Origin of the sequence: Streptomyces griseus subsp. griseus (assembly GCF_003610995.1) — a bacterium.
GTDB lineage: Bacteria > Actinomycetota > Actinomycetes > Streptomycetales > Streptomycetaceae > Streptomyces.
Genome location: NZ_CP032543.1, coordinates 4,734,971 through 4,747,560, shown reverse-complemented (window position 1 = coordinate 4,747,560; position 12,590 = coordinate 4,734,971). Strand labels below are relative to the sequence as shown.

General features: G+C 72.8%; 10 protein-coding genes. 6 read left to right on the top strand and 4 right to left on the bottom strand.

The features are described 5' to 3' along the window. The first annotated feature begins 151 nt into the window (after positions 1-151). A complete protein-coding gene (locus tag D6270_RS21535) occupies positions 152-1,135 on the top strand; it encodes a glycosyltransferase family 2 protein (protein ID WP_109167323.1) in 984 nt (327 codons plus the stop codon). Then, positions 1,132-2,517 (top strand): polysialyltransferase family glycosyltransferase, encoded by a 1,386-nt coding sequence (locus D6270_RS21530; protein ID WP_109163982.1) that lies wholly within the window; start codon positions 1,132-1,134, stop codon positions 2,515-2,517. The genes D6270_RS21535 and D6270_RS21530 overlap by 4 nt, the downstream gene beginning before the upstream one ends. Positions 2,518-2,582: 65 nt before the next feature. Here the strand turns inward: D6270_RS21530 and D6270_RS21525 are convergent, their stop codons facing one another. Both D6270_RS21525 and D6270_RS21520 read right to left on the bottom strand, forming a co-directional pair. Next, complete coding sequence (locus D6270_RS21525) at positions 2,583-4,910, bottom strand: glycosyltransferase (RefSeq protein WP_109163983.1); 2,328 nt, start codon at positions 4,908-4,910, stop codon at positions 2,583-2,585. Next, positions 4,907-6,466 (bottom strand): glycosyltransferase family 29 protein, encoded by a 1,560-nt coding sequence (locus D6270_RS21520; protein WP_109163984.1) that lies wholly within the window; start codon positions 6,464-6,466, stop codon positions 4,907-4,909. The genes D6270_RS21525 and D6270_RS21520 overlap by 4 nt, the downstream gene beginning before the upstream one ends. A 246-nt stretch (positions 6,467-6,712) precedes the next feature. Here D6270_RS21520 and D6270_RS21515 point away from each other — a divergent pair, with 246 nt between their 5' ends. Continuing rightward, positions 6,713-7,900 carry an acyltransferase family protein gene (locus D6270_RS21515; protein WP_225976922.1) on the top strand — a complete coding sequence of 396 codons (1,188 nt, stop codon included), beginning with the start codon at positions 6,713-6,715 and terminating at the stop codon, positions 7,898-7,900. A gap of 57 nt (positions 7,901-7,957) precedes the next feature. Continuing rightward, the gene (locus tag D6270_RS21510; RefSeq protein WP_109163985.1) at positions 7,958-8,389 is read left to right on the top strand and encodes a laminin G domain-containing protein; all 432 of its coding nucleotides are present in this window, start codon (positions 7,958-7,960) and stop codon (positions 8,387-8,389) included. Between the two features lie 48 nt (positions 8,390-8,437). Here the strand turns inward: D6270_RS21510 and D6270_RS21505 are convergent, their stop codons facing one another. Further along, entirely contained in the window at positions 8,438-9,085 is a 648-nt protein-coding gene (locus tag D6270_RS21505; RefSeq protein WP_109163986.1) for a TetR/AcrR family transcriptional regulator C-terminal domain-containing protein, read from the bottom strand. Positions 9,086-9,123: 38 nt separating this feature from the next. Here D6270_RS21505 and D6270_RS21500 point away from each other — a divergent pair, with 38 nt between their 5' ends. Next, the gene (locus D6270_RS21500; RefSeq protein ID WP_109163987.1) at positions 9,124-10,581 is read left to right on the top strand and encodes an FAD-dependent monooxygenase; all 1,458 of its coding nucleotides are present in this window, start codon (positions 9,124-9,126) and stop codon (positions 10,579-10,581) included. Between the two features lie 48 nt (positions 10,582-10,629). Here the strand turns inward: D6270_RS21500 and leuE are convergent, their stop codons facing one another. Continuing rightward, complete coding sequence (gene leuE, locus D6270_RS21495) at positions 10,630-11,295, bottom strand: leucine efflux protein LeuE (RefSeq protein WP_109163988.1); 666 nt, start codon at positions 11,293-11,295, stop codon at positions 10,630-10,632. A 201-nt stretch (positions 11,296-11,496) separates the two neighbouring features. On the opposite strand from leuE, the gene D6270_RS21490 reads away from it, so the two are divergent. Then, complete coding sequence (locus D6270_RS21490; protein WP_204117075.1) at positions 11,497-12,471, top strand: L,D-transpeptidase family protein; 975 nt, start codon at positions 11,497-11,499, stop codon at positions 12,469-12,471. Positions 12,472-12,590 lie beyond the last annotated feature (119 nt).

Sequence of the window (12,590 nt, the reverse complement as noted above, 5' to 3'; positions counted from 1 at the left end):
CACCTGCCGTGGGGCGGAGAGGAATCCCCCCTGCTCCGATCGGGCCCCCGGGGCGCCCGGAGAGCCGGTTCACCGCCTCGACCGCCGCCGTTCACCTTCCCTACCCATCGGGGACAAGATCCGTGCCGTGATCTGCCCTAACGTCATGCGCGTGGTTAAGCTCTCCGTCATCGTGCCGTTCTTCAACGTGCAGACATATGCGCCAGACACCCTCAGGAGTCTTCGGGCCAATATCCGTGAGGACTTCGAGTTCATCCTTGTCGACGACTGCTCGACCGACGGGACGGCGGACGTCCTGCGCCGTGCCCAGGCCGAGATCCCGGGGGCGGTCGTGCACAGACATGAGCGGAACGGGGGGCTGGCGACGGCCCGGAACACCGGGCTGGACGTGGCGCGCGGGCAGTACATCGCCTTCCTGGACGGCGACGACTGGGTCGCCCCCGGCCACTTCGCCGAGGTGCTCGCCCGGACCGAGGCCCTGGGCTGCGACTTCGTCCGTACCGACCATGTCCAGGTCGAGCGCGCCAACCGTACGGTCCACCGCGTCCCGCACGGCCGGCGCGACACCGTGACCGACCCGCGCACCGCCATCCTGCCCGCCGACCGGACCACCTCGGTGGACTACCCGTACGCCTGGGCCGGCCTCTACCACCGCAGGCTGCTGGACCGGGGGCTGCTGCACTTCACCGACGGGCTGCGCACGGCGGAGGACCGGCCGTGGATCTGGCGGCTGCACCGCAGCGCCGAGTCCTTCGCGGTGCTCGGCACGCTGGGCATCTTCTACCGGCGGGGCGTGGCCTCCTCGCTGACCCAGATCGGCGACGTCCGCCAACTCGACTTCATCCGCTCCTTCGACCAGGTCATAGGCGAGACGGCCGAGGACCCCGAGGCGGACGCGCTGCTGCCCAAGGCGGTACGCACGTACTGCGCCATCATCTTCCATCACATGAACTCGATCGCGAGGTTCGAACCGGCGGTGGCCCGCATGCTGAAGGTACGGAGTTCGCAGGCGCTCGGCCGGCTGCCGCAGCCCGTGCTGGACGAGGTCCTCGACTCGATGGACGTGGAGCGCGCCACGGTCCTGCGCCGGCTGCGCCGCAGGCCCGCCACCGCGAAGGAGGTGGCGACGGCATGAGCACCTTCCCCGCCCGCCGCACCACCCAGCTCTTCGCCGCCTCCACCCTCTACGGCGCGGCCACCCTGGCCGCCGCCCTGGACACCGGCTGTTTCGGCCCGGCCGACCGCCGGGTGCTGGTGGTCTGCAACAACGCGGCCGTCCCGGAGACGGCCCCGGCCCTCGACGCGATGCCCGGCTTCGAGCTGCTGCGCGGCCGGTTCGACGACGTCATCTCCTGGAACGAGACCATCGCCCCCTTCCACCCGAGCGGCTGGTCCCCGCGCCCGGACGACGTACCCCTGTGGGAGCGGCATCTGCGGCTGGCCTGGGAGCTGGGCGACGACGACGTCGAGCTGGCCGTCGAGTCGATCCAGGTCAACCCGGCGATGGCGATCACCGGGATCTTCACCGGCGCCCCGATCGATGTGTACGCCGACGGGCTGATGAGCTACGGGCCCACCCGCAGCAAACTCGATCCGCTGACCGGGACGCGGATCCGGCGGCTGCTGCACCTGGATCTGGTGCCCGGGCTGAAGCCGCTGCTGCTGACCGAGTTCGGGGTGGAGCCGCTGGTCGTGGAGACCGAGGGCTTCCTGAAGGTGCTCGGTGAACTGGCTTCAGCACCGGCCGAGTTGCCGTCCGTCGAGGCTCCGGCCCTGCTGCTGGGGCAGTACCTGTCCGCGCTGGGGCTGATCACCGCCGCGGAGGAGGAGGAGCTGCACCTGCGGATGATGCGGGGTGCGGTCGCCCTCGGCCACACCCGGCTGGTGTTCAAGCCGCATCCGACGGCTCCGGCCCAGTGGTCGCGGTCGATGGAGGCGGAGGCGGAGCGGCTCGGGGCCGAGCTGACCGTGCTGGACACCGGGATACTCCGGGCTCCCGTGCTCGCCGAGGTCATCTACGAGCGGATGCGGCCGGCCCTGGTGGTGGGCTGCTTCTCGACGGCGCTGCTCACCGCGTCGGCGTTCTACGGGCTGCCGGTCGCCCGGGTCGGCACGGAGCTGCTGCTGGACCGGCTCACCCCGTACGAGAACAGCAACCGGGTGCCGGTCACCCTGGTCGACGCCCTGCTGCCGGAGCTGGACGACCGGGCCGCGGTGGCGGAGCGGCGGCCCTCGGACGGTGCCGAGCGGGAGGTCGCCGCGCTGGTGGAGGCGGTCGGGTTCGCGATGCAGCCGAAGATCAACCCGGGGCTGCGGCCGGCGGCCCAGCGGTATCTCTCCACCCGTCTCACGCCGGTGACCTGGCGGTACTTCAAGCGGCGCCGGCTGACCTCGCTGGGGCTGCCGGGCGGGGTGCCCGCGCAGTTCTCGTTCCTGCCGCGCAACGCGGCGGTGCGCAGGGCGGTGCGGCGGGCCCGGTCGCTGCGGCGGGCGGTGGGGCGGCAGAAGCGCCCCTGAGGGGGTACGGCGGTGGGGCGGGTCCGGTTCTCGGACCCGCCCCACCGCCGTACCGCCGTGTCGGACTACCGGCCCACGATCACCCGGAGGTCGGCGGCGTTGGCCTCGGTGACCTTCCACAGCTCCTGCTGGCGGCCGTGCACATCGGCGACGGTCGCCGCGTGGTCGGCCAGCAGCTCGGTCGCCCGTTCCGTGAGGCGGGCGCCCAGGTGGCGGTCGTGGACGGAGATGCCCCACTCGGGCCGCTCGATGTCGGCCAGGAAATAGGCCATCTTGGGGTGCGAGATCAGGCTGATGATCGGCGTACCGCAGCCGAACGGGATCATGCCCGCGTGCCCTCGCGCGCCGATGACCAGCTTCGTCCGGGCGTAGACGTCACGGATGGCGTCGTTGCCGAAGTCGTACATCGGGATGACCGGCAGCGAGATGCCGTGCTCGCGCCGCAGGTCGAACGCGATCCGCTCGTCGTCCAGCGAGTGGGCCACACACCGCACCTCGGCCTGTTCGCCCAGCGCGGTGACCGCGGTGGCCATCTCGCCGAGGAAATGCCCGTAGTCGTGACCGAAGCGCAGACCGGCCCGGTCGTAGGCGGCGTTGACCAGGATGGTGTTCTCGCGCTCGGCCGGGTCCCGCCAGCCGTCGACCAGCCGGCGGGTGACCGTGGTCGGGCAGGGCTGGAAGCGGACCTTGTCCTGGAGCTCCGGCGGCAGCAGGTCGCGGACCTTCTCGATCGATCCGTGGTTGCGCAGCCCGAAGAAGGCGGAGGTCTCCACCAGCTTGCGCAGGCTGGACAGGAACCGCTTGCGGCCGTGCCCGTAGGCCTGGCCGTCGAAGGCGTTGAAGCCGACCGCGTAGACCATGACGGGTACGTCGATCCGGCCGAGCAGCTCGTCGGGGACGTTCCACTGCCAGCCGCTGTTGCCGTTCGGCGCGGTGTCGGGGATGAAGAGCCCGCCGCCGCCGATGACCAGGCCCCGCCGGGCGTTGACCCGCTCCAGAGCCGCCTCGTCGAAGAGCCGGTGGGCGTGGACCGAGTGCCAGCGGTCGGGCCCGGTGTCCTGGCCGAAGGCCAGCCGTACGCTCTCGGGGAGCAGCTTGTCGCCCGCGTTTCCCTGGCGCTCCATGTAGAAGGCGACATGGGCCAGTTGGCCGGAGGCGGGTCCCTCGGCGGGCCGGGTGAGGCCGGTGGTGCGCAGGTGCATCAGCCGGTTCGCCCGGTGGGTGGGGTCGACGCCGAGCCCCTGGAGCGCGAGGCGGGAGGCGCCCTCGTCGTCGCCGTGGATCCAGGCGATCTGGGCGAGCCGCCCGTAGGCGGTGGCGGCCCGGTTGGGGGCGGCCGCGGCCAGCTGGAGCTGGGTGCGGGCCTCCTCGTACCGGGACACGCTCATCAGGGCGTGGCCGAGCACCTCGTGCGGCCAGGACTCCTCGACCGGGATGCGCAGCGGGCCGAGCAGGTCGACCGCCTCCTGGTACTCGCCGGCCAGGATGTGCGCGGCGGCCACCTTGCGGGCGCTCTCCACGTCGCCGGTGCGCCGCACGTGCGGGGTGCCGTAGTGGACCAGCAGGTCGTGGTGTCTGGTGCCGCCCGCCGCGAGGTAGGCGGCGTGGAACTCGGCGTCGGGCAGGTCGTACTCGTGCCAGCGGGCCTCGGCCTCGCCGTAGCCCGCCTCGCCGCCCTGCCAGGGCTTGTGCCGCCCGGTGAAGTGCAGGATCGCCGTGCCCTCGGGGACCGGGAGGTCGCCGGAGAGGCGCCGCTTGACGAAGTTGTAGCGGGCGTCGAGGTGGACGAAGTCGCCGTCCAGCACGGCGTTCAGGATGCCCTGGTCGTGCTTGTCCAGCTCGTACGAGCCGGCCCGGCCGACCCGGTCCAGCTCGGCGCAGAAGGTGTCGGTCAGATACTCGCGCTGGATGACCAGCAGCCCGCTGTTCAGCTTGTGCCGGCCGTAGAAGAACTGCGGGACGGCGGCCAGGCCCTCGCGCAGCCGCAGCAGCTCACTCAGGTCGTCCAGGACGACCATGTCGGTGTCCAGGGTGATCACGGTGTCGTAGTCGCGGACCCGGAACACATCGAGGATGAAGTAGGCCTTGCGCACCAGGTAGTTGTCCTGGTCGCCCTTGGCGTACGCGTCGTAGTGGCCGGCGTCCACCCGGCGGAAGTCGGTGCGCGGGTGCAGGGCGCGGATCTTCGCCACGGAGTCGGGGCGCAGGCCGTCGTGCAGGACGAGGAAGTCCTCGCAGACGTTCGGGTTGGACAGGGCGAGGCTGCGCAGCAGGGTGAGGAAGCCGGGCAGGTAGTTCTCGTCCACGAAGCTGGCGAAGGCGATGCGGCGCTTCCCGGTCAGCGCGTTCGCGGGCGCCACGGGGGCCGCGGTGGAGGTGGTGGGCATCGTCATCGCAGTCGGATCCTCGTGTCGGTGACGCTCCGGGCCCGTTCCATGACCCACGCCTTCTCGCTGGTGTACTCGTGCACGGACGTGATGGGCATCCGCATGGCGGCGGGCAGCCGGTAGGCGCCGCTCTCGTAGAAGTCGAAGCCGATCAGGTCGAGGCGGGGGCTCACGTCCAGGAAGTCCAGCAGCCAGAGCATGTTGAAGCCGCTGGTGGGGATCGAGGGCCACACGTCCCGGCCCAGGCGGCCGATGTCGCGCACCGGCCAGCGCAGCGACTCGTCCCCCAGGTAGGTCTGCGCGCCCGGCACCAGCCGGTTGCGCAGCGAGTGCTTCCAGTCGCCGGAGATGCCGCCGAAGATCAGCCGGGTGTCGACCTGCTGGTCCCAGTTGAAGCCGTGCTTGTGGATGCTGACGTGGATGTCGGTACGCCGGCCGGTGGCGGCCGGGTCGATCCGGTACGAGTTGAAGCGGACGACCAGGTCGTAGTCGTCGATCTCCTTGCCGAGCGAACTGTCGCCCACCCGCTGGGAGTTGGCGATCAGGCAGAGGGACTTCCCGGCGATCCGGTTGCGGAACTCGCCCAGGGTGAGCCACTGCACGCCGCCGAAGGTGGGGTCGTCGACCGGGCCGCGCATCCGGGCCCTGCGCTGCTCCGCGTAGAGCGTGGTGAGGGCGGTGAGTTCGGCGAGCGCGGCGGGGTCGCCGGGGCCTGCCGTGGGCGCGCTCCCGCCGCCCGCGACACCGGCCTCCTCGCGGAGGAGGCCGAGGTAGTGCGTGACCGTCTGCTGGATCTCGTGCACCGGGGCGTCGGCTCCGATCTGGCCGAGCAGCGCGCCGAGCAGCAGCGGCCGGGCCTCGTCCAGGGCGCCCCGGGCGTGCAGCTCCAGGCCCCGCGCCCAGGAGTCGGTGACCGACCGGCCGGCGTACTCCCGGGCCTCGGGACAGCCGTCGGCGAGCCGCTGCACCAGCGCCGCCTGGAGCCGGGCGCCCTCGCGGAGCCCGGCCACCTTGGAGGCCACCCCGAAGCCGTCCTCCTCGGTGAATTCGAGGTAGCGCTCGAACGCGGCGACGGCGGCGCTCTCGGCGCCCATGGCCTCCAGCACACGGGCGCGTAGCCGCCAGCCGGCCCGGGAGCGCTTGCGCTGGGTGAGCACGGTGTCGGCGACCATCAGGGCGAGCTTCGTCTCGTCCTCGTAACCGCAGTCCAGGGCCTTGTTGCCGACGGCGAGCAGCGGGTCGATGAGCGCCTCGCCGAGCGGCAGGGCGGAGCCGGACGAGGCCTTGGCCGGGCGTCGCAGCAGCGGCAGCGGCAGCGGGCTCATGCCCGATGTGGCCGGGGCGGTCGCGGCACGGGTGGCGAGGAGATTGCGGAGCGCCTCGGCCAGGGCGATGCGCCGCCGGTCCAGACTCGCGACGAGTTTGGTGCTGTGCGCGGCACAGGCGCTCAGGCAGGTCTCCAGATCCACGGCGTCGACCCGGTCGGCTGCCACCGTCTCTCCGGAGGCCGTCGGGGCCTCCGCGTCGCGTTGCCGTGGCCAGCGGGTGCGGGCTTTCGTCATGGCGCTCCAAGCGTCTGGTGCCCGTGGGAGGAGGGGGCTTCGGTTCGCGCGGGGTCCGGGCCTCCTGCCGGGGTGACCCGGCGTGAGGTTCCGCGCAGCGATTCGGTTGCGCGTCACCGTAGGAAACCTGGACGACCGAAGGATGAACTTCCCCTGTCAGGCCGGGAAACGGCGCACTTCCCGGGCGTTCCGGGCCCTTCGGCCGCTCTACGCTGGCGCGGCGCGACGGCCGAGGAGGGGGCGGGTTTGACCACCACACCGCAGGATGTGACCAGCACACCGCAGGATCTGACCAGCACACCGCGAGGGCCGGCGGCGCGGTCCGCACCGCCCGAGGGCGGTCTCCAGGGGCGGGCGCCCGCGTCGGCCGCCCGGCCGAAGGTGCGGCTGCGCGCCCTGGACGGGCTGCGGCTTCTGGCCGCGCTGATGGTGGCCGGGTACCACTACGGGGGCCGGGGCGGCGAGATCACCACGGCCTGGGGCAGCTCGCCCGCCACCCAGTTCCCCACCGCCCACACCTGGCTGGCGTACGGCTGTCTCGGGGTACAGGTCTTCTTCGTGATCAGCGGGTTCGTGATCTGCATGAGCGGCTGGGGGCGCACCCCGTCGGCGTTCTTCGCCTCGCGCGCCTCCCGGCTGATGCCGGCGTACTGGGCGGCGGTCGTCCTGGTCACCGTGGTGTTCGCGCTGCCGATGGTCGCCTACGAGGCGGTCTCCCCCAGTGACGCGCTGCTGAACCTGACGCTGTTGCAGCAGCCGTTGGGGGCCGACCGGGTGCTGGGGGTGTGCTGGACACTGTGGGCCGAGGTCCGGTTCTACGCGCTGTTCGCCCTGTGCGTGGTGCTGCCGGGGGTGAACCGGCGCCGGGTGGTGCTGTTCTGCGCCGGGTGGACGCTGGCGGCGGCGCTCGCGCAGGCTTCGGGCGAGCCGTTCCTCGATGTGCTGCTGATGCCGCAGTACGCCCCGTACTTCATCGGCGGCATGGGCCTCTACCTGGTGCACCGGGACCGCCGTGACGCGCTGGCCTGGGGCATCGTCGCGGTCAGCTGGCTGCTGGGCCAGCACTACGCGGTGGCGGAGCTGTGGCGGCCGGACGGCCCGGACGCGTTCTCCTACCGTTCGTCGGCGGTCATCATCCTGATCGTGACGGCCGGTTTCGCCGCCGTCGCGGCCGTCGCGCTGGGCGCCCTGAACCGGATCGACCGGCCGTGGCTGACGGTCGCCGGGGCGCTCACGTACGCGTTCTACCTGGTCCACGAGCACCTGGGCTGGGTGGTGGTGGGCGGCCTGCACCGGGGGCTCGGAGTGCCGTCGTGGGCGACGTTCGCGCTGACCCTGGCGGTGATGCTGGGGCTGGCGTGGCTGCTGCACCGGTACGTGGAACGCCGCTTCACGCCGCTGCTGCGGAAAGCCCTGGCGGGGAGGAGCCGCTGACGGGCCGGCGCGCCGGCCCTCCGCACTCCCGCGCACACCACCCGACGGAGGATCACCATGCCCCTGTTCGGACACCGGTCGCGCTCCCGGCGCACCGGAGCCCGGCCGGGTACGGCCGCCCTCACCCTGCCGCCGGCCGCCACGGCCCTCGGCTCCGCCGCGACCGGGGCGCGGCCCATCATCTGGCGTTACGGCATGGGCTCGGGCGTCAGGCAGTTCTGGCTGCGGGCGGAGTCGGCCAGTGGCACTCCGCGCGCCGCGATCGACACGGGCGGCGCCTTCGCCGGCGTACGGACCACCTCGGCGTACAACGACGGGCAGTGGCACCACGCGGTCGTCAAGCGGCAGGCGGGCCGGCTCCTGCTCTCCGTGGACGTCGGGCCGGAGTTCAGCGCCCCGGCTCCGGCGGGCGACACCACCCCGGCACTCGACGTCGCCCAGGAGCAGGAGCGGGTGCGGGTGCGGCCGGGCTTCTCCAGCATCCGGTAGGCCGGAGGGAGGGAGTCCCGGGGGGCCTGCGGTTCGGGGACCGCCCCCTCACCCCACCCCGTACCGCGCCTCGATGCCCGCGACGATCAGCAGCAGTCCGTCCTCGAAGCGCTCGTCGTAACCGTTGAAGATCTCGCTCCCGGCCGCCGCCGCGAGCGGGAACCCGGCCATGCGCGCGGCCCGTTCACCGACCTCGAACCCGTCGCGCCGCTCGCCGGGCATGGGCAGGACGCCCTGCTCCTCGGTGACGAACCCCATCGTGTACGAGAACGCGGTGGTGCCCGCGCGGACCGCCTGGCGCAGGGTGAAGCCCGCGCCGGTCATGGTCCGCAGATGCGCTTCGAGGCCGGGGGCGTGGTCGGTGCCGGTGAAGCGGGCGCCGCTGTAGACCTTCGCGCCGTCGCGGTAGCGCAGCAGCGCGGTGCGCAGGGCGGTGTTGTACGCGACGAGCTGGGCCTGCCAGGTGGTGACGGCGGCCGGGTCGGGGAGGTCGTCGGCCAGCATCCGGCGGTACATCAGCGTGGCCATCTCGTCCAGGAGGGCCTGCTTGTCCTTGAAGTGCCAGTAGAGGGCGGGCGCCTTGACGCCCAGCTCCCCGGCGATGGCCCGCAGGCTCAGCCCGTCGAGCCCCACCTCGTTCAGCAGCCGCAGGGCGGTGTCGGCCACCCGTGCCCGGTCGATCTTCGTCGTACCCACCTTGACAAGTTAACAGCGTTAAGCACAGACTCCGAATCATGGAACTTAACAGCGTTAAGGAAAGGGCCGGAGGCCCCGGCCCGCTCCCCTCCCGGGTCGAGGTGCTGATCGTCGGCGCCGGCCCCAGCGGCCTCGCGCTCGCCGTCGACCTGGCCCGCCGGGGCGTCCCCGCCCTGGTCGTGGAGCGGGCCGCCGCCCTCTTCCCCGGCTCCCGGGGCAAGGGCGTCCAGCCCCGCACCCGCGAGGTGTTCGACGACCTCGGGGTGGGCGAGGCGGTGCGCTCGTACGGCGGGACCGCGCCGGTCGGGATGGTGTGGGCGGACGGCACACGGCAGGGCCCCTACGACATGTTCCGCCGGGCGGCGCCCACCGAGGCGGAGCCGTACGGGGAGCCCTGGCTGCTCCCCCAGTGGCGGACCCAGGAGATCCTGCTCGCCCGGCTGCGCGAACTCGGCGGCGACGTCGCCTTCTCCACCGCCCTGACCTCGCTGACCCAGGACGCCGACGGTGTCACCGCCGAGCTGACGACCGGGTCGGTCCGGGCGTCGTGGCTGGTGGCGGCGGACGGCGGGCGCTCCACCGTGCGGCGGGCGCTCGGGGTCGGCATGACGGGCGGGAGCGTGGACCCGGCGCCGATGCTGGTCGCCGACGTGCGGATCGCCGCGAGCGCCCTCGACCGGGACAACTGGCACATCTTCACCGGCGACGTGGGCCACACCACCCTGTGCCCGCTGCCGGGCACGGCGGACTTCCAGCTGGTCGCCCAGTTCCAGCAGGGCGCGCCCGACCTCGCGCCGGAGGCCGTACGCGCCCTGGTCGCCGACCGCACCCACCTGGCCGCCGGGGACGTCACCGAGGTCCGGTGGTCCTCCGACTTCCGCCCGCGCGCGGCCCTCGCCGACCGCTTCCGGGCGGGCCGGGTACTGCTCATGGGGGACGCGGCGCACATCCACTCCCCGGCGGGCGGCCAGGGCCTCAACACCAGCGTCCAGGACGCGTACAACCTCGGCTGGAAGCTCGGCCAGGTGCTGCTGCACGGTGCGCCCGAGGCCCTGATCGACAGTTACGAGCAGGAGCGCCGCCCGGTCGCCGAGGCGATGCTGGGCCTGTCCACCCGCATCCACCAGGGCCGCCAGGAGCGCGGCCGGGACACCCAGCAACTGGGGCTCGGCTACCGGGGCGGCCCCCTCTCCGCCGGCCGGGCGGGCGCACTGGAGGCGGGTGACCGGGCGCCGGACGGGCCGGCCGGTGCGCGTGGGCGGCTGTTCGACGTGTTCCGGGGCCCGCACTTCACGCTGCTGGCGCTGGGCACGGACGCGGCGCTCCCCTCGGCGGCGGACGCGTCGGTGCGTACGTACCGGGGTACGGCTCAGGAGTCGTACGGGAGCGGGCTGTTCCTGGTCCGGCCGGACGGCTACATCGGCTGGGCCGGACAGGAGCCGTCCGGGCTCACCGCGTACGGCGGACGCGTGGGCCTTGGCCTCACATCGGCCTGAGGGCCACCACAGGGGGCCCGGCACGAGTGAGGACGCGGGCCGGGACGGCTATACGCTGCTGAGCGAGAGCTTCGCCGCGAACCCGAGGAACAGCACGCCCGCCGCCGAAGTCGCCCCCGCCGAGAGCCTCTTGCGGCGGCGGAAGGCGGCCGCCAGGCGGGTGCCGCCGAAGATCAGGGTCGAGAGGTAGAGGAAGCTGGCGAGCTGGAGCAGCGTCCCCAGCACCAGGAACGACAGAGCCGGGTAGGCGTAGGCGGGGTCGACGAACTGCACGAAGAACGAGATCAGGAACAGGATGGCCTTCGGGTTGACCAGGCTCACCACCAGCGCCCGCCGGTAGGGGTTCTCCGCCGTCGCCCCGGCCCCGGACTCCTCGGCCGCCTCCGCCAGTTCGGCGGTACGCCGGTGCCGTTCGCGCCACAGGGAGACCGCGGCCCGCAGCATGCCGATCGCCAGCCAGGTCAGATAGCCGGCGCCCGCGTACTTGACGATCGCGAAGAGCAGGGGCGTGGTGCGGAGCAGCGAGGCCGCGCCGAGGGCGGCCAGCGTCATCAGGACGGCGTCCCCGGTCCATACGCCCGCGGCGGCTTTGTAGCCGGTGCGTACGCCGCGCCGGGCGGCGACGGAGAGCACGTACAGAGAGTTCGGGCCCGGCAGCAGAACGATCAGCAGCAGGCCCGCGAGGTAGGTCGGAAGGTCGGTGACACCCAGCATGGACGGAGTTTCGCACATCTGTCCGTCTCCTCGTCCAGCTGTCTCGCCGTGACCTTTCGGCCGTCCTGCCGTGACCTGAGGGCACTAGCGTCGTGCGCAGGATTCGACCATGGGGCAGGACGGGCATCCCGTCAGGGAACACCGGTGACGCACCGGATCGAACGGACGGAGGGCCGGAGACGGCCCGGGGGGACGGCGGGGATGGCGGACAGCGACATGGGCTCGGCGAGCGGTGCGTACGGGAAGGGGGGCGGCAAACGCTCCGGGCGGGCGGCCGCCGTGACCGCCGCCGGGGTGCTCGCGACGGCCCTCCTGGCAACGGGGTGCGGGCCGCAGGACCCGGAGGCGGACGCGCTGCGGCAGCCGTCGGCCCGGGCCACCACCGCACCGCCCGCGCCCTCCCCCACCGACGACGGCAAGGGCACGGCCGAACCGGCCGCCACCACCCCGCCCGCAAGCCCGTCGACCCCGCCTCCGCCCACCGAACCGGCGACCACGCCCTCCTCCGCCGCCCCCGGCCCGAGCACCGCCCCCACACCACCGCCCCAGATCCTGATGCGGACCGGGTCCGAAGGCGCCCAGGTGCGGGAGTTGCAGGCCCGGCTGCGGCAGATCGGGCACTTCGGACGCAACCCCACCGGCTACTACGGCACGGTCACCGCCGACGCCGTCCGCTCCTTCCAGGCCAAGCGGGATACGGAGGCCACCGGCTCCACCGACGCGGTCACCTGGCGGAAGCTGCTGGCCATGACCCGTACACCCACGGCCGACGAGCTGGACCCGCCGACCGAGCGGCCGGTGGCCGCGCCGGACAAGCGGTGTCTGACCGGCCGCGTCCTCTGCATCAGCAAGAAGAGCCGGACCCTGGCGTGGATGATCGACGGCCGGGTCGTCTCCGCGATGGACGTGCGCTTCGGCTCGGAGTACACGCCCACCCGGGAGGGCGAGTTCCCGGTGTACTGGAAGTCCCGGGACCATGTCTCGACGCTGTACGACACCCCGATGCCGTACGCCCTGTTCTTCAGCGGCGGCCAGGCCGTGCACTACTCGGCCGACTTCGCGGCCAACGGCTACGGCGGCGCCTCGCACGGCTGTGTGAACGTCCGGGACAAGAAGAAGGTCGCGGCCCTGTTCGACCAGGTGAAGAACGGCGACAAGGTCGTCATCTACTGGTGAGGGCTCCGCGGGGCTGAGAGGGCGCGGGCGGGACCGGGGGAACGTGTCCCGCCCGCGCCGATGCGCTGAGCCGAAGGTACGGGGGGAACCCCGGCTCGTCGCGCGGCCGATGACCAGTC

What these genes read in the sequence shown, in the direction of transcription:
- leuE (WP_109163988.1), bottom strand. Translation starts at nt 11,295, where the DNA reads ATGCTGGGTGTCACCGACCTTCCGACCTACCTCGCGGGCCTGCTGCTG.
- D6270_RS21500 (WP_109163987.1), top strand. Translation starts at nt 9,124, where the DNA reads ATGGAACTTAACAGCGTTAAGGAAAGGGCCGGAGGCCCCGGCCCGCTC.
- D6270_RS21530 (WP_109163982.1), top strand. Translation starts at nt 1,132, where the DNA reads ATGAGCACCTTCCCCGCCCGCCGCACCACCCAGCTCTTCGCCGCCTCC.
- D6270_RS21490 (WP_204117075.1), top strand. Translation starts at nt 11,497, where the DNA reads ATGGCGGACAGCGACATGGGCTCGGCGAGCGGTGCGTACGGGAAGGGG.
- D6270_RS21520 (WP_109163984.1), bottom strand. Translation starts at nt 6,466, where the DNA reads ATGACGAAAGCCCGCACCCGCTGGCCACGGCAACGCGACGCGGAGGCC.
- D6270_RS21510 (WP_109163985.1), top strand. Translation starts at nt 7,958, where the DNA reads ATGCCCCTGTTCGGACACCGGTCGCGCTCCCGGCGCACCGGAGCCCGG.
- D6270_RS21525 (WP_109163983.1), bottom strand. Translation starts at nt 4,910, where the DNA reads ATGACGATGCCCACCACCTCCACCGCGGCCCCCGTGGCGCCCGCGAAC.